We start from the raw sequence: 20036 nt of genomic DNA on the forward strand, positions 1-20036 counted from the left end.
TCGGCGTTCCCCTCAGCCGTGGGCAAAAAAAAGCCAGTACACGATCCCGGCGAGCATAAACAGCGTCGACAACACGAGAAACAGCCGGGCGATGAATTCCATCCCGCATCCCCCCACCCGGCCGGAAGCGGTACCCGGCCGCCGAACCGCCCCCTTTCCGGCGAAAGGGGGCGGCCCAGGCCGCCGAGACGGGAACTCGCCTCGGGCCTTACAGTTCGACGATCGTGACGCCGCTTCCGCCTTCTTCCTTTTCACCGCTTCTGAAACGCTTCACCGCCGGATGACGGCGTAAGAACTCGGCGACGCCCCGCTTCAAGGCGCCGGTGCCGAGGCCGTGGATGACGACGAGCCGGTCCCGCCCCTCGAGGAGCGCCCGATCGAGCACCTCGTCTAGGGCCTCCCGGGCCTCCTCCACCGTCATCCCCCGAAGGTCCACCTCAAACGGCGCCCGGCGTTCCACCGTCACCCGAACGCCGCCGGCCGGCGCCGGCGGCTTGTCTCCCTCCACCGGCACCAGATCGGACGCCGGCAGCGTCAGCTTCATCACCCCGAGCTGCACGACGGCTTCGCCGCCCGGGCGAAGCTCGAGGAGCGTTCCCTTGAGGCCGTGGGAGCGGACGAGGACCGTCGACCCCGGGAGCAGCCGGCCGCCCGGGGGCGCCGGCTTGCGGCCGCCCCTTGCCCGGTCTTCCTTCGGCGCCGCTTCGTCCGCCGCCGCCTTCGCCTCCGCCGCCGCCCGCCGGAGGGCCCCGACGCGGTCGATCCATTCGTGCGGCTTGACGGCCGGCGGCACGTGCCCCGCGGCGATCGCCTCCCGATGCAGGGCCTCGAGCTCCCGGGCGATGGCCTCGCCCTTCCGGACGACCTCCTCCAGCCGGCGCCGGTAGCGGGCGTAGGCGGCGGCCAAGCGCTCGCTCAAAAGCCGCCGTTCCCGCTCCCGCTCCGCCTCCAGGCGGCGCCGTTTTGCCTCGAGCGCTTCCCGCTCCGCCGCGAGGCGGCGGCGCTCTGCTTCGAGCGCCTGCAACCGATCGGCGAGCTCCGCCGCGACCGCCGCCGCCTGTCGTCCTGCCTCTCCGATCCGCGCCTCGGCCCGCCGGACGATCGCCTCATCGAGGCCGAGGCGCCGGGCGATCTCGAGGGCGTGGCTCGCCCCCGGCACGCCGAGGAGCAACCGATACGTCGGCCGGAGCGTCTCCCGGTCGAAGGCCATGCTGGCATTGATCGCCCACGGCCGCTCCCCGGCCAGCGCCTTCAGCTCCCCGAAGTGCGTGGTCGCCACGACCCGGGCGCCCCGCTCGGCGAGCGCCTCGAGGATCGCCGAAGCGAGGGCCACCCCCTCCGCCGGGTCCGTCCCGGCGCCGATCTCGTCGAGGAGGACGAGGCTTTTTCCCGTCGCCCGCTTGAGGATCGCGACGATCTGCGTCATGTGGGAGGAAAACGTGCTCAAGTTTTGGGCGATCGATTGCTCGTCGCCGATATCGGCGAAGACGCCGTCGAACACCGGCAGCGTGCTCCCCTCCCTGGCGGGGATAAACAGCCCCGACTGGGCCATAAGGGCGGCCAGGCCGATCGTCTTCAGCGTCACCGTCTTCCCGCCGGTGTTCGGCCCGGTGATGAGGAGGAGGCGCACGCCCGCCTCGAGGAGGAGGTCGTTTTTCACCGCCCGGTCGCCGAGAAGCGGGTGATAGGCGTCGTACAGCGCCACCGGGCCGCCCGGCGGGCCGAGGTTCGGCCGGGCATGGCCGTGGGCGAGGGCGTACGCCGCTTTGGCAAACAGAAGGTCGAGCGCCGCTGCGTGCGCTTCCGCGACCAAAAGCGGCACCGCCGCCTGAGCGACCTCTTCCGTGAGCGCCCGGAGGATGCGCTCTTCTTCCGCCGCCGCCTCCTGTTCGACGGTGCGCCGGACGTTGGCGAGGGCGACGATCGCCTCCGGCTCGATGAAAAGCGTCTGGCCCGACGAAGACACGTCGTGGACGATCCCCCGGACGCGGTTTTTGGCGTCCGCCCGGACCGGAAGCACCGGCCGGCCGCCGCGAAACATGATCACCGGCTCCTGAAGCGCGCCCCGCGTCTCCGGATCGCGGATCAGCCGCTCGAGCGTCTCCCGAATCTCCCCGTCGATCGCCCGAAGGCGCCGCCTAAGTTCCAGAAGCCTCGGCGATGCCTCGTCTTTGAGCGCCGACTCCGAGGCGATCGCCCCGGCGAGCGCCTCGTAAAGCGCCGCCGGCGCCTCCAGCCGGTCCGAAAGCCGCACGAGGGCCGGATAGGTCGCCTCCGCCCCGTCCGGACGCCGGACCGCCGTCCGCACGCGCCGAATCCCGCGCAAAAAAGAAAGGACCCGGTAGAGGGCATCCGGATAGAGGAGACCGCCTTTTTTCGCCCGCCGGACGGCGTCGGCGACGGGGCCGACGCCGGAAAAGTCCGGCGGCCCGAACCGGCGGACGAACGTCACCGCTTCGTCGGTCGCCTGAAGCCGCCGGCGGACGACGTCTTCCCGTCCCACCGGCCTGAGCCGCCGGGCGAGCCGCGCCCCGAGGGGCGTCGCCGCCGAACGGGCCAGCGCCTCGAGGACCTCCGGATAATCGAGCCGAACAAACGTTCGTGCGTCCACATCCCATCCTCCCGATCGTGAGCGCCCGAAGCCGTCCCGACGGCACCGGCCCTACCGCCGGATCGGCCGGCCCCGACGGCGGGCGAGCCAGGCCAGCAGCGCTTCCGGCGGCAGGGCATTGAGCACCCGATCCCGCGGCACGTACGCCTTTCGGGCGTAGCGCACGCCGAGCGGCATCTGCTCCAGCTCCCCGACGCTGTGGGCATCGGTGTCGATGGCGATCCACGCGCCGGCCCGGACCGCCTGCTCGAGGGCCGGCGCCGGCAGGTCGAGCCGGTAGAGGCTCGCGTTCAGCTCCAGCGCCTTCCCGTGCCGGACCGCCGCCTCGATCACCGCGTCCAGGTCGACGTCGTACCCTTCCCGCCGACCGATCAGCCGGCCGGTCGGATGGGCGATGAGATCGACGAGCGGGTGCTCGATCGCCCGGAGAATCCGGGCCGTCATCGCCGCCCGGTCCAGCCGGAACGCGGTGTGAACCGACGCGATGACGAGATCGAGCCGCTCGAGCACCGCGTCAGGGTAATCGAGGCTTCCGTCCGCCAGGATGTCCATCTCCGTTCCGGCGAGAAGGTAAAAGGGCTCCCCGCCTTCCGCCTGAAGCTTCGCCTCGACCTCTCGCACCGCCTCGACGTGCTGAAGGAGCCGCTCGGGCGAAAGGCCGCCGGCGACCTTGAGCGACGCCGAATGGTCGGTGATGGCGATGTAGCGGTAGCCCCGGGCGCGGGCGGCCCGGGCCATCTCTTCGATCGTGTTGCCGCCGTCGCTCGCCCGGGTGTGCATGTGGAGGTCGCCCTGAACGTCCTCCGGCCCGATGAGCGATCCGATCCGATCGAGCCGCTCCGGATGGAAGACCTCCGCCGTGTCCCGGAGTTCCGGCGGAATCCACGGCAGGCCCAGGCGGGTATAGACGTCCGCCTCCTCCGGGAACGGTCCGGCGTCACCGGCGGCCTCCGCTCCCTCCGTCTCGAGGCCGTATTCGCTGAGCCGGAGCTCCATCGCTTTGGCCCGCTGCCGGAGGGCGATGTTGTGAGCCTTCGACCCGGTGAGATAAAGAAGTCCCGCCCCGAACGCCTCCGGCCGGAAAAACCGCACCTCGACCGGGATCGGCCAAAGGGAGTCATAGATGAAGACGACCTTGTCCGGCCCCGCCGCCTCGATCCGCTCCGGGCCGAAGGCGTCCCGGATCGCCGTCGCCACCCGCTCGGGCACGCGGGTGGCGACGGCGAGATCGACGTCCTTGACCGTCTCCATCACCCGCCGGAGGCTGCCGGCCACTTCGCACCGTTCGACCCCGGGGAGCCGCTCGATCCGGCGGCAAATTTCCCGGGCAATCGGCCACATCTCCGCCAGCGGATGCCGGGGGTTCGGGTCCCGGGCCGCCCGAAGCGCCTCGGCGATCCGCCGCTCCGTCTTGGCGCCGAAGCCGGAAAGCGCCCGGATCTTCTGCTCCCGGATCGCCGCTTCGAGCTTCACCTCCGAATCGATGCCGAGCTCCCGGAGAAGCCGGCCGACCGTCTTCGGTCCGATGCCCGGGACGGCGAGCAGCCGGAGGAGGACCTTCGGCACCTTCGCCTCGAGCGCCTTGAGAAGCTCCGACTCGCCGGTCTCGATCACCTCCCGGATCACGGCGGCGATCCCTTTGCCGACGCCGGGGATCGCCTCGCCGCGGTCCATGAGTTCCCCGACCGGCGCCTCCAGGCTTTCGATCGTCTGGGCCGCCCGGCGAAAGCTCCGCACTTTGAATTCGTTTTCGCCGAGAAGCTCGCTGTAATCGGCGATCTTCTCCAGGATGCGGGCGACAAACCGGTTCGTCACGTCCATCCCCAGCGTTCTCAACCCCCGCCGCCGACCGCGCCGTCCGCGCCCCGAGTCCCCGCCGCAGACCGGCCGCGAACCCGGCCGGCGGCTGCCTGATCGGTTCCAGTATAGCACACCGAAAGAGCGACATAAAAAAGCGGCCGGCACGCCTCTGCCGGCCGAAGGGCCGGGCCGACGACCGGCTTTAAGCCGGCGCCTCACTGCGCAATGAGCACGGGACACGGCGCGAGGTGGAGCACCTTGTGGCTTACGCTCCCGAGGACGATTTCGCCGAAGAGCCCGAGCCCCCGCCGGCCGATGACGATGAGCTCGTAGCCGCCCCTTTTTGCCTCGCCGACGATTTCCTCCGCCGGGTGGCCGACGGCGACGAAGGGATCGGCGGCGATGCCCTGTTCCCGAAGCGCCTGAACCGCATCGGCGACGATCGCCTGGCCGGATCGCTCCGCCACCCCGGCCCAGTCGACGTCGAGGGCGGCCGCCTCCGGCGGCGGCGTATACGGCTCCAGGACGTACATGACCGTCACCCGGCAGCGGGATTCGCTGCCGGCACAGAGCTTTTTCACCAGCTCGACGGCCTTCTTCGCGTGCGACGACCCGTCGTACGGCAGCAAGATTTTTTCAAACATGCCTCCGGCTCCTTTCTTTTGTCTCAGAAGCATGACCGGCGGCTCGGCTGGACATGCTTTTACCTGAATCATACCGCCGGTTCGACCGGTCGGCCAAGGGCACAACTTGCAACCTGAATCCATTGCAGCCATTCGCAGGCGCTGGCCGGACGGGCCGGGGTTGTCAATCTCTGCCGATCGCGGTATACTTAGTCTGGGTCTTGCCCAAAGCGACCCGACGGCTTTTCGCCCAAAAAGCGAAAAGCCGTCCAAATCGGATCAAGAAGGAGGCGGAAGGCGGATGACCGACCAGACCGCGGTTCAGACGACGCTGCCCAAGATCGGCGACAAGGCGCCGTACTTCGAAGCGGTGACGACCCACGGCAAAAAGACGCTCGACGATTACAAGGGCAAGTGGCTCATCCTCTTCTCCCACCCGGCCGACTTTACGCCGGTGTGCACGACGGAGTTCATGGCCTTCCAGGAGATCTACCCCGAACTGAAGAAGCGGAACGTCGAGCTGCTCGGTCTCAGCGTCGACAGCGTCTACTCCCACATCGCCTGGGTGCGCAACATCAAAGAGCGGACCGGCGTGCAGATTGAATTCCCGATCATCGCCGACCTGGATATGAAGGTGGCCCATGCCTACGGCATGATCATGCCGCAGCAGAGCTCGACGGAAGCCGTCCGGGCCGTCTTCTTCATCGACCCCGAGCAGGTCATCCGGGCGATCATCTACTACCCGATGTCCGCCGGGCGGAACATGGACGAAATCCTCCGCCTGATCGACTCCCTGCAGACGACCGACAAGTACGGCACGCCGACGCCGGCAAACTGGCGGCCGGGTCAGGCGGTCATCGTCCCGCCGCCGCGGACGGTCGAAGACGCCGAGAAGCGTGTCCAGGAAAAAGACCTCGAAATCGTCGACTGGTACCTGAGCAAAAAGAACGTAAACGCCTGACGCGAAAAGGGAGCCTGCGCCCGAAGGCCGATCGGCCTTCGGGCGTTTCATTTGGTCGCCGCCTGTCCGCGGTCCGGCGGCGCCTCGCCGTTGTTTCTTATGTCTTTTCGTCGACCGGTGTCTTTTCGTTGACCGATCGCCGGCCGTATTCCCTGTTTTGACGGTCGTAACCGATAATAACTGCGGAATTTCAACAAATCATTAACCTTATTACAAAATATGTTGACGGTTTTTCCTGCCAACTCTATACTCGAAGTGCCAGTCGTGAAAACCGTCACAAGGGGCGATGCCGATGCCACGCACCGATCTTCCTCCGGCGCCGAAGGTCCGACCCCGGCCGCCGGCCGAATCCGAGCCTCCCCTTCCCGCCACCCTTGCCTTCAGCGTCCTTTTGGGCACCTTGATCGTTCTCGGCTGGGGCGCCGCCTTCTGGCTGTTTCTCCTCCGGAGCTGAAGGCGGCCCCGCGCTCCGACCCCGTCGGCGAACCTCGCCGGCGAAGCGTTCACGCCAAAGGGGGGGAAACCGTGCCGGTTCATCGGTATGAAAAATGGTGGCTCACGTTTGGCATCGGGACGCTCGCGGTGTTTCTCGCCGTGCTGGGCCTTCGAGCCTTTGCCTCCGGCCACACGCCGCCCGGGAGCGTCCTCACCGTCGACCCGGAGCTCATCGACACGATCGCCCCGTGGAACGCTCCCGGCGTCTATGACCGGGGAGACCGGGTCGACGTCTATCTTGTCGGCCAGGCGTTTTCCTACGCCCCCAACCGGATCGAGGTGCCGGTCGGCAAACCGGTGACGTTCCACGCCGTGACGAAGGACGTCGTCCACAGCTTCACCATCGTCGGCACGACGGTGAACATGATGCTCATCCCCGGCTATGCGAACGAAGCCACCTACACGTTTAAAGCGCCGGGCCGCTACCTCGTTCTGTGCAACGAGTATTGCGGCGTCGGGCATCAGTTCATGCAGGCGGAGGTGATCGTCCGATGACGCCCATCCGCTCCCCCATCGCCGACGCCTGGGCCCGGCGGCACCTCGCCGTCGCCTTCGCCGCCGTCTTCGTCGGCGCGCTCTTCGGCCTCGTGCAGGCGTTCGTCCGGGCCGGCTGGATGACGCTCCCGCCCTGGCTTGGCTACTATGCCGTCCTGACCGCCCACGGCGTGCTGCTGGCGCTCGTTTCGACGACGTACTTCATCTTCGCCTATCTCCTCGCCGGAAACGGCCGGACGCTCGGCGACCTCTCCCCCGGCGGCCGCCGCTTCGTCGCCGTCGGGTTCTGGCTGATGACCGTCGGCATCCTCCTCGCCGCCGCCATGATCCTCACCGGAGACGCCAGCGTCCTCTACACGTTCTACCTTCCGCTTCAGGCCCACCCGCTCTTTTACATCGGGCTCGCGCTTTTCGTCGTCGGCACGTGGAGCGTCGCCTTCGCCCTCATCCGGCAGTATTTTGCCTGGAAAAAGGCGCACCCCGGCGAGCGGACGCCGCTTTTTGCCTTCATGGCCACGGTGACGCTCCTCCTCTGGTGGATCGCCTCCCTCGGCGTCGCCGCCACCGTCCTCTTTCAGATGATTCCCCTTTCCCTCGGCTGGGTCTCCGGGGTCAACGTCGAGCTTTCCCGCACCCTGTTCTGGTATTTCGGCCACCCGCTCGTCTACTTCTGGCTGCTTCCGGCGTACATGGTCTGGTACGTCAACCTGCCGAAGATCATCGGCGGGCGGCTCTTCAGCGACGCCCTCGCCCGGTTCGCCTTTCTTCTCTTCCTCGTCTTTTCCTTCCCGGTCGGCGTCCACCATCAGCTGACGGAGCCCGGCATTCGTGACGTCTGGAAATTTTTCCAGGTCGTGCTGACCTTTGCCGTCGTCGTCCCGTCCTTGATGACCGCGTTCAACGTCTTTGCCACCTTCGAGCTCACCGCCCGGGAGAAAGGCCACCGGGGCCTCTTCGGCTGGATTCGGGCGCTCCCCTGGCAGGACGTCCGGTTTCTCGCGCCGTTTTTGGCCATGCTCTTTTTCATCCCCGGCGGCATCGGCGGCCTCATCAACGCCAGCTACCAGATGAACGCCATGGTCCACAACACGCTGTTCGTCGTCGGCCACTTCCACGTCACCGTCGGCACGCCGGTGATGCTCACCTTCTTCGGCGCAAGCTTCTGGCTCATCCCTAACCTCACCGGCCGGACGCTCCCGGCGGGCGCCCGCCGCCTCGGCCTCGTTCAGGCCATCCTCTGGGCCGCCGGCATGCTGCTCATGTCGATCGCCCAGCATGCCCTCGGCCTCATGGGAGCGCCCAGGCGGACGGCGTTTACGACCTACCAGAATCACCCGGTCGCCGAAAGCTGGTTCTCGACGCCGATCGCGAACTACGCCACGATGGCCGTAGGCGGTGCCCTCCTCTTTACCGCCGCCGTCCTCATGGTCGGTCTCGCCGCCTACCTCGCTTTCTTCGCCCCGAAGGCCGCCCCGGACCGGGCAGAGCCGTTCCCGCTGGCGGATGCGGCAGAGGAGGGAATGCAGCCGGCGATGCTGGAAAACTGGCGGCTCTGGCTCACCCTCACCGCCGTCCTCATCGTCATCGCCTACACCGTCCCCCTCATCGACATCGCGAACCACGGCGCCCCCCTCGTGCGGGGATACCGGACGTGGTAGGCCTAAAGACAGGGGTTGGCCCCGAATGAGGAGAGCGGACGTCTTTCGAATGCGGGACGCTCCAAAAACGTCGCCCATGGGACGCCCGAAGTTCACGGTCGGCAAAGGAACCAGTCGAGACAAACCAGAGCGGTCCAGCCAAGGCGGTCAAGTCAAGAAGCGCACTTCGCCCGGTGCCTTCCGGCACCGGGCGATTTTTATCGGCGTCGTGGCGGCATGAGTTACGTCCGCACGACCGGAAACCCGGCCTCGATGAGCGCCCGGATCGCCCGTTCGATCGCCTCGGCCTCCGGGGCGACGAGCGTATGGTAGTGAAAACCGCCGGTCCACTCGCTGAAAAGCGGCAGCGACGACGCCCGCCAGCGGGCGACGAACGCCCGGATGTCCTCCGGCGTCCGGATATCGAGCTCCGCCGTCAGCCGGCCGTAGACCGGATGTTCGATCATCACATCTTTCACCGTCACGCCGTGGGCGACGAGGATCTCGAGCTCCCGCTCAAGCCGCTCCGGCGGGTGGTGGATGCCGATCACCTCGTGCTGCAGCGTCTCCGGCCGCTCTTCGAGGACGTAGCCCCGGATCGTGCTCAAGATGCGATGGCCGTCCCGACGAAGGAGGGCGATATCCTGCACGAGCGTCTGGCGGCTGATGCCGAACGCCTCGGCGAGCGCCGCCCCCTTGACCGGCCCCCGGGCCGCCCGGAGCCGCTCGAGGATCGCCGCCCGGCGGGCCTCCCCGCCGACCTCAGGCCGATCGGCCGTCCCACCGCTTTTCATCGTCTTCCTCCTTTGTTCTTCTCGTCTCCAGTCTAGCGGACGCCCGCGCCGCCGTCCAGCCGCCCGAATCGCCACGTCCGGCCGGCCGAGTCGTCGCCGACACCCTCAAACCAGCCTTCCGCCGTCGATCCCCCAAACCGCCGTCCGGGCCGGCGGAGCCGGCCGGGCGACGGTGCTCCGCCCTCGGCGAAGGTTTTTACGCTTTCCATATTGACAAACGTCGATTTAGCCATTACCATGATGGTAGAGTACCCATAGGGGTATTTTGACACGTCCTTTGGCGACCGAGGCGCGCCTTTACGACAAAGCCCATCCCGTTGCACACCCCGGTCTTTGCTCATGTCCTGATGACCGATCACCGCCGAAGGAGGGTCGGACATGCTGCTCCGCACCTTTGTCGATGAAAAGCTCGCCCACTACTCGTACCTCGTCGGCTGCCAGGCGACCGGCGAGGCGATCGTCATCGACCCGATGCGGAACATCGAGCCGTACCTCGAGACGGCCGCCCGGGAAGGCGTCCGCATCGTCGGCGCCGCCGAAACCCACATCCACGCCGACTTCGTCTCCGGCGCCCGGGAGCTCGCCGACCGGGTCGGCGCCACCCTCTACCTCTCCGACGAGGGCGACGAAAACTGGAAGTACCGCTATCTCGACGGCCTGCCCCACCGCCTCCTCAAGGACGGCGACGTCATCCAGATCGGCAACATTCGCCTGGAGGTCCTCCACACCCCCGGCCACACCCCCGAGCACCTCTCCTTCCTCCTCTACGACCTCCCGGCGACCCAAAAGCCGATCGGCATCTTCACCGGCGACTTCGTCTTCGTCGGCGACGTCGGCCGCCCCGACCTCCTCGAAGCGGCCGCGGGCCTCGCAGGCACCGCCGTCCCCGGCGCCCGGCAGATGTTCCAAAGCTTAAAGCGCTTCAAAGCCCTCCCCGACTACCTCCAGGTCTGGCCCGCCCACGGCGCCGGAAGCGCCTGCGGCAAGGCCCTCGGCGCCGTCCCGTCGTCCACCGTCGGCTACGAGAAGCTCACCAACTGGGCGCTCCAGATCGACGACGAGGACGCCTTCGTCGAGGCGCTCCTCGCCGACCAGCCGGAGGCGCCGAAGTACTTCAAGCACATGAAGCGGATCAACAAAGAAGGCCCGGCGCTGCTTCGAGAACTCAAAGAACCGGTCCGCTTCGGCGCCGACGACGAGACGCTCGAGCGCCTTCAGGCGGAAGGGGTCCAGATCGTCGACGCCCGGCCCCAGGCCGCCTTCCAGGAGGGGCACCTCCCCGGCTCGATCAACATCCCCCTCGGCAAGTCGTTTACCACCTGGGCCGGCTGGCTCGTCGACTACGACCGGCCGCTCGCCGTCGTCGCCGATGAGGCGGCGGCGGAGGAGATCCGCATCGCCCTCCGCTCGATCGGCATCGACCGGCTGGAAGGCATCATCGCCCCGACCGACGTCCTCGCCCGCGGGCCGGAAAAGCTCGACCGCTACGCGAACGTCCGGCCGGAAGACGTCAAAGACCGCCTCGGCGACTTCTTCATCCTCGACGTCCGGAGCGAAAGCGAGCGGAAGGCGGGGGCCCTCGAGGGCTCGACCCACATCATGCTCGGCGATCTCCCGGACCGGCTCGCGGAGGTGCCGAAAGACCGGCCGATCCTCGTCCACTGCGAGCTCGGCGGCCGCTCGGCGATCGCGGCGAGCATCCTCCGGGCGAACGGCTACCGGGAGGTCTACAACCTCCTCGGCGGCTACGCCGAGCTCAAGCAGGCCCTCGGCCGCGTCGACGCCCCGTTGAACGCGTAACGGCTTCGAACGCATCGGCGCCTTTTTGAAGGAGTAAGAAGGCGTAACGGCCATGAACGCGTAACGGCCTTGAACACATCGACGCCCCTTTTGAGGCAGCAGCGTGAGACCACAGGAGGCCCGTTTGGATTCGTCTGGAATCGAACAAATCGTAAAGCCCCGGCCGGCCGCGCTTGACAAGGCCGGCCGGGATTTTTATACTTCCGATGTGCCGTCGGTCTGAACGCCGCACGCAGCGTTTGATGACCGCAGTTTTCCTTCGGAAAACGACAGGGGAGTAGCCTCCCGGCGCGCCCCGCCGGGCAGGCCGGCCGTCAAGACGGGCGGAAGCCCCGGCCGGTCGGCGGACGCCTTCTGGACCCGCAGGCGAGACCTGATCCGGCGCCGCGCCGGCAAAGGCTCGCCCGGACTTCCCCTGACCGGTGCAAAAATCGCCTCTGCCGAGCGGCAGAGGCGATTTTTTATGACCTTATCTTTAAAGGAGGAATGCCGGTTGCCCATCGCCGATTTCTGGCTCGCCCTCGGAGCGATCATCGTCATCGACCTCGTCCTCGCCGGAGACAACGCCCTCGTCATCGCCCTGGCGGCCCGAGAACTCCCGCCCGGGCAAAGGCGACGGGCCGTCTTCTTCGGCACCGCCGCCGCCGTCGTCATCCGGGCCCTTGCCACCGCCGGCGTCGTCTACCTTCTCCGGATCCCCCTTCTTCTTGCGGTCGGCGGGGCGCTCCTCATCGGAATCGGGCTGAAGCTCCTCGGCGGCAGGCGGAAAGGAGACGACCACGGTGCCGCCCCGGACCTCTGGTCCGCCATCCGGACGATCGCCCTGGCGGATACGGTGATGAGCCTGGACAACGTCCTCGCCGTCGCCGGCGCCGCCCGGCACGACGTCTTCCTCGTCGTCCTCGGGCTTCTCATCAGCATCCCGATCATGGTCGCCGGAAGCGGGCTCATCCTCCGGCTGATCGACCGCTTTCCCGTTTTGATCGCCCTCGGCGCCTGGGTGATCGAGTGGACGGCCTTCGGCATGATCGCCGACGATCCGCTCCTTCGGCCTTTCTTCGCCCACCCGGCCGTCCACGTCCTGTGGACCCTGGTCGCCCCGACCGTCCTCGTCCTCGCCGCCCTCAGCGCCCGCCGCCGGTTCGCTCGTACGTCTCGATGACGAACGGATAGGCGTGGCGGCCGTCGGCCGGATGAAACACCGCCGACACCTTCCGCCACGCCTCCCGGCGCCACGGCGGAAAGAAAACATCGCCGCCGACGTCGGCGGCGACGGCGGTCAGGAGAAGCCGCCGGACGACCGGCAAAAAAAGGGCGAACACCTCCGCCCCGCCGATGACGAACGCCGGCCGGCCGCCGTACGCCGTGAGGACCGCGTTCGGGGATGAAAAAAGGTGGACCTCCGGTGGGACGTCTTCCGGGCGAAGGCGACGGCTCAGGACGACATTCTCCCGCCCCGGAAGCGGCCGCCCGAGGCTTTCGTACGTTCGGCGGCCCATGATCACCGGGTGGCCCCACGTCGTCTCGCGAAAATGCCGGAGATCGTCCGGCAGGTGCCACGGCAGCCGCCCGCCCCGGCCGATCGCTCCCCGGCGATCGACGGCGGCGATGATCGTCCACGGGACCTCCTGGCGCCTTTCGTCGTCCACCGCCAGGCCCGCCCCTTTATGCGTCGTCCTCGTCGGCCCGGGCGACGACGGCCGACGCTTCTTTCTTCCGGCAGTCGGCACAGATGCCCTCCAGCAAAATGCCCCCCTCGCCGATGTCAAAACCCGTCTCCTGGGCGACGCGCCGGAGCCACTCCGGCGGCGCAGGGGCGTGCACTTCCTCCAGCCGATTGCAGATCCGGCAGCGGATGTGGTAATGGGCGTCCATCCGCCCGTCGTAACGCGCCACGCCGTCCCCGGCGTGAATCTCCCGGATGTAGCCGTGTTCGCTCAAGTAGCGGAGGGAATTATACACCGTCCCGTAGGCGACGACGATCCCCTTCTCCCGCAGCCGGTCGATGACGTCGGCGGCGCTCGGGTGATCGTCGCTTTCCCGGACGATGTCCAATGTCAATAGCGGATTAAAACTCCCCAAAAAAATCGCGTTCGATTCCCCACAAACAGCGGATTCAGTTCCCCAAAATCATCGCGCATCATTCCCCAGACGTATGTTCGATCTACGCGGTCACCTCCTCCTTCAGCGCATGGGTCACCCCGGCGCGCAGCTTGTCCTTCATCCGGTAGCTGTTGCCGCGGATGTTGATGGTGGTGGCGTGGTGCAGGAGCCGGTCGAGCAAGGCAGAGGCCAGCACCTGGTCACCGAAGAGTGTCCCCCAGTTGGTGAAGCTGGTGTTGGACGTGATGATCAGGGAGCCATGCTCGTAGCGCTCCGACACGAGCCGGAAGAAGTTCGCGGCGTCCAAGGCGTCAAGCGGCAAGTAGCCGACTTCGTCGCAGATCAGCAGCTTCGGCTGGGTGTAGATGCGCAGGCGCTTGTCCAGCCGTCCCTCTTGGTACGCCCGTCGCAAGTCAGCGACCAGCTTCTGCATGGTCACGAAGTAGACGCTCATGCGCTGTCGAATCGCCTCCATCCCCAGGGCCACCGCAAGGTGGGTCTTGCCCACCCCCGGCGGTCCCAGGAAGATGACGTTGCTGCCCTCCCGGATGAACGTCAAGCCGGCCAGTTCGCGTATTTGTCGCTCATCGACGGACGGCTGGAACGAGAAATCGAAATCTGCAAGGGTCTTGTGATACGGGAAGTTGGCCATGCGGAGTCTGGCGTGCATGTAACGGCTGTATCGCTCCTCCTGCTCAGCATCCAGCAGTCTGTGCAGGAACTCCGCATAGGTCGCCTGGTGCCCCGCTGCCCACTCCACGCACGCCGGCAGCACCGCCGCGGCGCGCTTCAATCCCAGCTCCAGCAGCTGCTCCTCGGCCTTGGCCAAAACCAACGCCTCACTCATTGCCCCTGACCTCCCATCGCGATCTGCTCATAGACGGACAGCTCCCGCTGCTCCACGTCCGGCCCGATTTGCAACCCTGGCACCTTGCCTCGATCCGGATGAGGCGTCCCAGCCGGGATGCCCTTGAAGTGCTCAGGGTCGGTTGAGACCTGGTGCCTGCCTGTGAGCACGCGGTGTTCGGCAATGACCTGCCCGCCGTACTCGATCTGCAGGCGGCCTGACTCAAACTCCCGGACCAGCACGGTGTGCCCCACATACCGCCATGGAACGGTGTACATGTTCGTGTTCCAGGAGATGCGACAATCGCTCATGACCTTGCGCATATCGGCGTACGCCAGCGTGTACCGGCTCTTAGGCAGGGGCTTAAGCGTCTCGGCCTGAAACCGCACCACCGGCTGCTCCCGCGTCGTGCCGTGGATGCGCACATTAGCCACCGTATCCCGCCAGATGGCACCTTGCCGGTTCAGGTCGTCATGGTCCACGAACGAAACCGGCCAGAAGCTGGACCGGATATACCCGATGGGCCGTTCAATCTTCCCTTTGGTGCGACTTCGGTAGGGCTTACAGGCCTTGGGCACGAATCCGTAGTACTTGGCGAAGTCCATGTACGCCGGCTGCCAGTCGACGTGTCCATGACCGTCGTTGGCCACGACCAGCGGGGAGCAGTTGTCGCTGAGCATGACCTTTGGAACCCCGCCGAAGAACTCCAGCGCGTTCCGGAGCGCCTGGAGGATATGCCGTTGGTCCGCCGCTCTGATAAACTCCAGGTAGAGCATGCGGGAGTAGGCGAGGACCATGGCAAAGCACCATACCTTGCGCCGATGGCCCTGCGGATCCAGGTAGGGGAATGCGCCCAGGTCGATTTGCGCTTGTTCCCCCGGAGCCGTCTCAAACCGCACGGTTGCCTTGGCAGAGACAACCGGGCGGAGAGGGTGCATGAACTCGCGCAGTACGGTAATTCCGCCGGTATATCCCTGCTCCCGGATCTCGCGAAAGATTCGCTCCGCATTGAGGACGCCGATACGCATGCGCTGCTCCACATAGGCCTTGTACGGCTCCAGCTTGTGGCCTTTCACCCTACGGCTGCGCGACTTCACCCTCCCCTCCTCCTGCTGCCTCGGCTCACTCACAGCCTTGCGGATGGTTTTGCGGTCATGGCCGTATCTTCTGGCCAGTTCCGAGATGCTGACGCCCTCCTCATACAGCTTCCTGATCTCCATCTTCTCACTCTCCCTCATCACCGGCACCTCCCCAAAAGTGATGGCAGGTGCCATAGTTCGACACAGGGGTGGGGAATTCATCCCGATGATTTTGAGGAAATCATGCCGGTGATTTTGGGGAATCTTTATCCGCTGCTATTGGGGATTTTACATCCGATGTTGACACCAAGATCAATTTTCGCTGTCGTGTGAGCATCCCCTTCGGTCGCATCGTCGTCCCTTCCTAACTCATCCACATTGAACTGATTATAACATGACCCTTCCGACGACAACAACACTTTTTCCGTCTGCCAAAATTTGCATGCCCGGTGCCGGCGCCGTATAATAGCAGCAAAAGAAAAAACCCGCCGTCCCCCCATGCGGACGAACGGAGGGATGCGCCATGTCGCTCGACGCCAAACGGCTCTCCGGCGAGCGCCGGGCGGCGTGGCTGAGCGTCATCGCCAACCTGTTTCTCACCGTCGGAAAGATCGCCGTCGGCCTCCGGGCCGCCAGCGAGGCCCTCTTCGCCGACGGGCTCCATAATGCGGCGGATCTGTTTGCCTCCGCCGTCGTGCTCGGGGTCATCGGGTACGCCAACAAGCCGGCCGACGACGACCACCCGTACGGCCACGGCAAGGCGGAGGTCGTCACCTCCGGCGTCGTCGGCCTGCTTCTTTTCATCGTCGCCGGCTTCATCGTCGTCGAGGCCGGCCAGACGCTCCTTGAGGGAGTGGGCCACCCTCCGGATCCGGCGGCGGCCTGGGTCGCCGCCGCCTCGTTTGCCCTAAAATGGGCGCTCTTTCGCTATTCGCTGCACGTCGCCCGCAGGCTCCGGAGCAAGGCGATCGAAGCGATCGCCTACGATCACCAGACGGACATCGCCGCCTCCCTCGCCGCCCTCTTCGGCGTCCTCTTCGCCGTCGCCGGCGGGCAGTTCGGCGTCCCCGGGCTGGCCTATGCCGACCCGATCGGCGGACTCATCGTCGCCGCCTTCATCGTCCGCATCGCCTGGCGGATGATGGTCGAGGCGGTTCACATCCTGATGGAACGCTCCGTCGACCCGCAGGCGATCGACATCTACCGGTCGATCATTGCCCGCTTCCCGGACGTCAAGCGGATCGACCGCATCCGGGCCCGGGAGCACGGCCACTACATCCTCCTCGACGTCCGCTTAAGCGTCCCGTCCCATTTTACGGTTCAGGAGGGGCACGACCTCGGCCGGAAGATCAAGGCGGCCCTCATGGCCGCCGATGACCGCATCCGGGAAGTGCTCATCCACCTGAACCCGTATTCTCCCGATGGATGATGCGGGCCGGCGCCGCCTCCCGCGGCGCACTCGTCTCATCGAGCAAAAGAAAAAGCTCGTCCCGCTCGCGCCGAAGCTCCTCCCGCTCGCGCAAGAGTTCCGTCCGCTCGTGCCGGAGCGCTTCGTTCTCGCGCAAGAGGTCGGCCCGCTCCCGCCGGAGTTCCTCCCGTTCCCGCTCGAGTGCCTCGAGCGCCGTTCGCAGTTCATCCCGCTCCTTCCGCAGTTCGGCCTCCTGCCGGACGAGCGCCTCCCGCTCCCGGCGGGCTTCATCGAGTTCCGCCTCCAGCCGGTGGAGGTCCTGCTCCCGTTCCCGCACGAGCGCCCGGGCGGCCGCCAGCCCTTCCGCCACTTCCGTCCGCTCCCGCTCCAGGCGCATGAGCTCGTCGGCGATGTTCAGGGCGGCCAGCACCGCCGTTTTCTTATGGTCGAGGCGGTCGTTTCGCCGCGCGATCTCCTTCATCTTGGCGTCGACATACTCCGCGACCCGCCGGAGATGTTCCGGCGGCGCCGTCCCTTTGAGCATGTACGTCTCGCCGAAGATCGACACCTGCGTGGAAATCGGCTCCTTCACCGCGCGTTCCCCCTACCGTCTCTCCCTACAGCGTAAGCCAAACAAAAGCCGGCGTCAACCGACGCCGGCTTTTCTGCGACCGGATGGGTCCCGCGCCCCGCGGCCGATGCCGCCTCTTAGGCTTTCCCCTGCTCAGGCCCCTCGCCCCGCAGGCGGGCGCCGTGCGCCGCCTCGACCGCCGCCACGATCGCCCGGACGCTTTTGTCGACGTCCGCCTCCGCGAGCGTCCGCTCCGGATGGCGGAAAACCAAAGCATAAGCCAAAGACCGCCGCCCTTCCGGCGCCCCGGGCCCCTCGTAGACGTCGAACAACGCCGCCCCCTCCAGCGGCGCCGGCCCCCCGGCGGCCGCCTGGCGGATCGTCTCGAGCACCGCTTCATGGGGCACCGCCCGATCGATCCAGAAGCTCACATCCCGCCGCACGCCGGGATACCGGGGCGGCGCGCCGTAGGCGATCGCCGGGCGCCGGCGGGCGAGGAGCCGGTCGAGGGAAAGCTCAAAAGCGACCGGGCGGTTGAGCTCATACGCCTTCGCCGCCGCCGGGTGAAGCTCCCCGACCCACCCGAGGACGGCGCCGTCCGCCTCGATCCGGGCCGTACGGCCGGGGTGTAGGCCGGGAAGCGCCGCCGGCACAAACCGGGCCGCGATGCCGAACCGCTCCAGAATCGCCTCGACCGCCCCCTTGGCGGCGTAAAAATCATACGCTCCGCCCCGGCCGGCCACCGCGGAACCGGAAGCGACCGCCTTCGGCCTAAGGCCGAACCAGAGCGCCGCCACATGCACCGGCTCCGCCGGGAGCGCGCCGGAGCCCCGCGGGTGAAACACCTTGCCGATTTCAAAGAAACGGCCGCTTTCCACCTGATGGCGGCGGTTGTAGGCGGCCACCTCCAAAAGCCCCGGGAGGAGCGAACGCCGGAGGTGCGTTCGCCCTTCGTGCATCGGCTGAAGCACCGCCAGCGCCTCCGCACCGCTCCTCTGGCCGCCGGCGCCGGTCTCGCCGCCGCCTGAAGCACCGACGCCGTCCCCTTCGCGCCCGTCCTCGGCATCAAAGATCGGAAACCGCCGGACGGCCTCCCCATCGACGAGGACGTACGTCCGGGCCTCCGAAAGCCCCAGCCCCTGAAGCAGCCGGGCGATCGCCCGCTCCGCCTCCCGCCGGGACGTTCGCCCGCCGACCGTCTCCGGAAGAAGCGGGACGGTGCTCGGAATCCGGTCGTAGCCGATGAGGCGGGCCACCTCTTCGATCAAGTCTTCTTGAAGCGCCACATCCATCCGCCGGGTCGGCACCGTCACCCGGAACACCGGCCCCGCCGGCCCTTCCTCAACCGCCGTCGAAAACTGAAGCCGCCGGAAAACGTCCTCCACCGCTGCCCGGTCGAGGGCGGTGCCGAGGCGGCGGTTCAGCCGGTCGAGGGAAAGCCGCACCGTCCGTGGGCGGTACCGCCCGAGCGCCGCCTCGTCCCGCACGCCGACGATGCCTCCGACCGGACGGCCGCCGGCGAGGCGGCCGAGAAGCGCCGTCGCCCGCCGAAGCGCGAGCTCCACCCGCTCCGGATCGACCCCTTTTTCGAACCGGCGGCTCGCCTCGGAGCGGAGGTCGAACCGGACCGCCGTCCGGCGGATCGCCGTCCCGTCGAACAGGGCCGACTCCAAAAACACCCGCCGCGTCGACGGCACCACCTCGGTGTTCTCCCCGCCCATCACCCCGGCGAGGCCGATCGGCCGCGCCCCGTCGGTGATGACGAGGTCGTCCGGCGAAAGCGCCCGCTCCCGGCCGTCCAGGGTGACGAGCGTCTCGCCGGCCGTCGCCCGGCGGACGACGATCCGCCCCGTCCCGACGCGGTCGGCGTCGAAAGCGTGAAGCGGCTGGCCGTATTCGAGCATGACGTAGTTCGTCACGTCGACGACGGCGTTGATCGGCCGGATGCCGGCGGCCAGCAGCCGGTTTTGCAGCCAGAGCGGCGACGGCCGGACGGAAAGCCCGTCGACCACCTGCCCGAGGTAGAGCGGGGCGAGGGCCGGATCGAGGACGGCGACGGAAAACGCCTCCCCGGTCGTCGACGGAGGCGCTCCGCCTTCATCGGGTTCCGTCGCCCGCTCCACCTCCGTCGCCCGAAGCGGCCGATCCAGAAGCGCCGCCACCTCCCGGGCGACGCCAACGATCGACAGGCAGTCGGCCCGGTTCGGCGTCAGATCCAGCTCCAGCACGACGTCGTCGAGGCCGAGGAGGGAGACGACGTCCGCCCCGAGGGGCGCCTCGTCCGGCAGCCGGTAGATTCCCTCCCGCGCCTCCGGCGGAAGGAGATGGGTTTCCAGCCCGAGCTCCTCCGCCGAGCAGAGCATCCCCTCCGACGTCACGCCCCGAAACGCCTGCGGCCGGATCTCCACCCCGCCAGGCAGACGGGCGCCGACCGTCGCGTACGGGTACCGGCCGCCGACCGCGACGTTCGGCGCGCCCGTGACGACGACGTGCGTCGGACCGCCGGCGGCGGCTTTGACGACGGCGATCTTCAACCGGTCCGCCTCCGGATGCGGCCGGACGTCCACCACCCGACCGACGACGACCCCGGCGACCCCTGGATTGCGCCGGTGGACCGCCTCCACCGCCACGCCGGCGGCGGTGAGCCGCTCCGCCAGCTCCTCCGGCGTCACGCCGGAAAGATCGATCCAGTCCGAAAGCCACGACCACGAAACCCGCACCGCGCCCCTCCTCCTTCATCCTGCCGTGTCCTCGTCTCGCCGCCAACCGCTCCGCCCTGCTCCCGCGCTTCAGCCGGGCGCCGCCGGCCCCG

At 67.5% G+C, this 20036-nt stretch carries 17 protein-coding genes; 7 read left to right on the forward strand and 10 right to left on the reverse strand.

The annotated features are described in order from the left end of the window. Positions 1-208: 208 nt before the first annotated feature. The 3 genes from K2M58_RS08845 to K2M58_RS08855 form a co-directional block, all read right to left on the reverse strand. Positions 209-2611 carry an endonuclease MutS2 gene (locus K2M58_RS08845; RefSeq protein WP_220677262.1) on the reverse strand — a complete coding sequence of 801 codons (2403 nt, stop codon included), beginning with the start codon at positions 2609-2611 and terminating at the stop codon, positions 209-211. A 51-nt stretch (positions 2612-2662) separates the two neighbouring features. Then, entirely contained in the window at positions 2663-4432 is a 1770-nt protein-coding gene (gene polX, locus K2M58_RS08850) for a DNA polymerase/3'-5' exonuclease PolX (protein WP_220677263.1), read from the reverse strand. 194 nt (positions 4433-4626) lie between these two features. Next, positions 4627-5055: a universal stress protein gene (locus K2M58_RS08855; RefSeq protein ID WP_220677264.1), complete on the reverse strand. Its 429-nt coding sequence runs from the start codon at positions 5053-5055 to the stop codon at positions 4627-4629. 280 nt (positions 5056-5335) lie between these two features. On the opposite strand from K2M58_RS08855, the gene K2M58_RS08860 reads away from it, so the two are divergent. The 4 genes from K2M58_RS08860 to K2M58_RS08875 all read left to right on the forward strand — a co-directional run bounded on the left by K2M58_RS08860 (position 5336) and on the right by K2M58_RS08875 (position 8643). Next, entirely contained in the window at positions 5336-5995 is a 660-nt protein-coding gene (locus K2M58_RS08860; protein ID WP_220677265.1) for a peroxiredoxin, read from the forward strand. A gap of 292 nt (positions 5996-6287) precedes the next feature. Then, positions 6288-6449, forward strand: coding sequence for a DUF4366 domain-containing protein (locus K2M58_RS08865; RefSeq protein WP_220677266.1), 162 nt, complete (start codon positions 6288-6290; stop codon positions 6447-6449). Positions 6450-6520: 71 nt separating this feature from the next. Continuing rightward, positions 6521-6985 carry a cytochrome c oxidase subunit II gene (locus tag K2M58_RS08870; protein ID WP_220677267.1) on the forward strand — a complete coding sequence of 155 codons (465 nt, stop codon included), beginning with the start codon at positions 6521-6523 and terminating at the stop codon, positions 6983-6985. Continuing rightward, positions 6982-8643, forward strand: a complete 1662-nt coding sequence (locus tag K2M58_RS08875; RefSeq protein WP_220677268.1) for a b(o/a)3-type cytochrome-c oxidase subunit 1 — start codon at positions 6982-6984, stop codon at positions 8641-8643. Before K2M58_RS08870 ends, K2M58_RS08875 begins: the two co-directional genes overlap by 4 nt. 221 nt (positions 8644-8864) lie before the next feature. Here K2M58_RS08875 and K2M58_RS08880 read toward each other — a convergent pair whose 3' ends face one another. Next, positions 8865-9416, reverse strand: a complete 552-nt coding sequence (locus K2M58_RS08880) for a transcription repressor NadR (RefSeq protein ID WP_220677269.1) — start codon at positions 9414-9416, stop codon at positions 8865-8867. Positions 9417-9794: 378 nt separating this feature from the next. Here K2M58_RS08880 and K2M58_RS08885 point away from each other — a divergent pair, with 378 nt between their 5' ends. Together K2M58_RS08885 and K2M58_RS08890 are read left to right on the forward strand one after the other, a co-directional pair. Then, positions 9795-11216 carry an MBL fold metallo-hydrolase gene (locus K2M58_RS08885; protein WP_220677270.1) on the forward strand — a complete coding sequence of 474 codons (1422 nt, stop codon included), beginning with the start codon at positions 9795-9797 and terminating at the stop codon, positions 11214-11216. 493 nt (positions 11217-11709) lie between these two features. Further along, positions 11710-12378, forward strand: coding sequence for a TerC family protein (locus K2M58_RS08890; protein WP_252393431.1), 669 nt, complete (start codon positions 11710-11712; stop codon positions 12376-12378). On the opposite strand, the gene K2M58_RS08895 is transcribed toward K2M58_RS08890, so the two are convergent. The 4 genes from K2M58_RS08895 to istA form a co-directional block, all read right to left on the reverse strand. Next, positions 12341-12865, reverse strand: a complete 525-nt coding sequence (locus K2M58_RS08895) for a dihydrofolate reductase (RefSeq protein WP_220677272.1) — start codon at positions 12863-12865, stop codon at positions 12341-12343. The genes K2M58_RS08890 and K2M58_RS08895 overlap by 38 nt on opposite strands. 16 nt (positions 12866-12881) lie before the next feature. Beyond that, on the reverse strand, positions 12882-13277 hold the full coding sequence (locus K2M58_RS08900; protein WP_252393432.1) for a Fur family transcriptional regulator: 396 nt from the start codon (positions 13275-13277) through the stop codon (positions 12882-12884). 103 nt (positions 13278-13380) lie between these two features. Next, on the reverse strand, positions 13381-14166 hold the full coding sequence (gene istB, locus K2M58_RS08905; RefSeq protein ID WP_220676869.1) for an IS21-like element helper ATPase IstB: 786 nt from the start codon (positions 14164-14166) through the stop codon (positions 13381-13383). After that, a complete protein-coding gene (gene istA, locus K2M58_RS08910; protein ID WP_252393391.1) occupies positions 14163-15440 on the reverse strand; it encodes an IS21 family transposase in 1278 nt (425 codons plus the stop codon). The genes istB and istA overlap by 4 nt, the downstream gene beginning before the upstream one ends. A 328-nt stretch (positions 15441-15768) precedes the next feature. Between istA and K2M58_RS08915 the strand changes: the two genes are divergently transcribed. After that, positions 15769-16674 (forward strand): cation diffusion facilitator family transporter, encoded by a 906-nt coding sequence (locus K2M58_RS08915; protein WP_220677273.1) that lies wholly within the window; start codon positions 15769-15771, stop codon positions 16672-16674. On the opposite strand, the gene zapA is transcribed toward K2M58_RS08915, so the two are convergent. Both zapA and pheT read right to left on the reverse strand, forming a co-directional pair. Beyond that, positions 16640-17245 carry a cell division protein ZapA gene (zapA, locus tag K2M58_RS08920; RefSeq protein ID WP_220677274.1) on the reverse strand — a complete coding sequence of 202 codons (606 nt, stop codon included), beginning with the start codon at positions 17243-17245 and terminating at the stop codon, positions 16640-16642. The two genes, K2M58_RS08915 and zapA, sit on opposite strands and share 35 nt — an antisense overlap. 116 nt (positions 17246-17361) lie before the next feature. Then, on the reverse strand, positions 17362-19944 hold the full coding sequence (pheT, locus tag K2M58_RS08925) for a phenylalanine--tRNA ligase subunit beta (protein ID WP_220677275.1): 2583 nt from the start codon (positions 19942-19944) through the stop codon (positions 17362-17364). Positions 19945-20036: the final 92 nt, after the last annotated feature.

The sequence above is a fragment of the Hydrogenibacillus sp. N12 genome, assembly GCF_019645935.1.
Taxonomy (GTDB): domain Bacteria; phylum Bacillota; class Bacilli; order Thermicanales; family DSM-22653; genus Hydrogenibacillus; species Hydrogenibacillus schlegelii.

What these genes read in the sequence shown, in the direction of transcription:
- K2M58_RS08885 (WP_220677270.1), top strand. Translation starts at nt 9,795, where the DNA reads ATGCTGCTCCGCACCTTTGTCGATGAAAAGCTCGCCCACTACTCGTAC.
- K2M58_RS08915 (WP_220677273.1), top strand. Translation starts at nt 15,769, where the DNA reads ATGTCGCTCGACGCCAAACGGCTCTCCGGCGAGCGCCGGGCGGCGTGG.
- K2M58_RS08865 (WP_220677266.1), top strand. Translation starts at nt 6,288, where the DNA reads ATGCCACGCACCGATCTTCCTCCGGCGCCGAAGGTCCGACCCCGGCCG.
- polX (WP_220677263.1), bottom strand. Translation starts at nt 4,432, where the DNA reads ATGGACGTGACGAACCGGTTTGTCGCCCGCATCCTGGAGAAGATCGCC.
- K2M58_RS08875 (WP_220677268.1), top strand. Translation starts at nt 6,982, where the DNA reads ATGACGCCCATCCGCTCCCCCATCGCCGACGCCTGGGCCCGGCGGCAC.
- istA (WP_252393391.1), bottom strand. Translation starts at nt 15,440, where the DNA reads ATGGCACCTGCCATCACTTTTGGGGAGGTGCCGGTGATGAGGGAGAGT.
- istB (WP_220676869.1), bottom strand. Translation starts at nt 14,166, where the DNA reads ATGAGTGAGGCGTTGGTTTTGGCCAAGGCCGAGGAGCAGCTGCTGGAG.
- K2M58_RS08880 (WP_220677269.1), bottom strand. Translation starts at nt 9,416, where the DNA reads ATGAAAAGCGGTGGGACGGCCGATCGGCCTGAGGTCGGCGGGGAGGCC.
- K2M58_RS08860 (WP_220677265.1), top strand. Translation starts at nt 5,336, where the DNA reads ATGACCGACCAGACCGCGGTTCAGACGACGCTGCCCAAGATCGGCGAC.
- K2M58_RS08855 (WP_220677264.1), bottom strand. Translation starts at nt 5,055, where the DNA reads ATGTTTGAAAAAATCTTGCTGCCGTACGACGGGTCGTCGCACGCGAAG.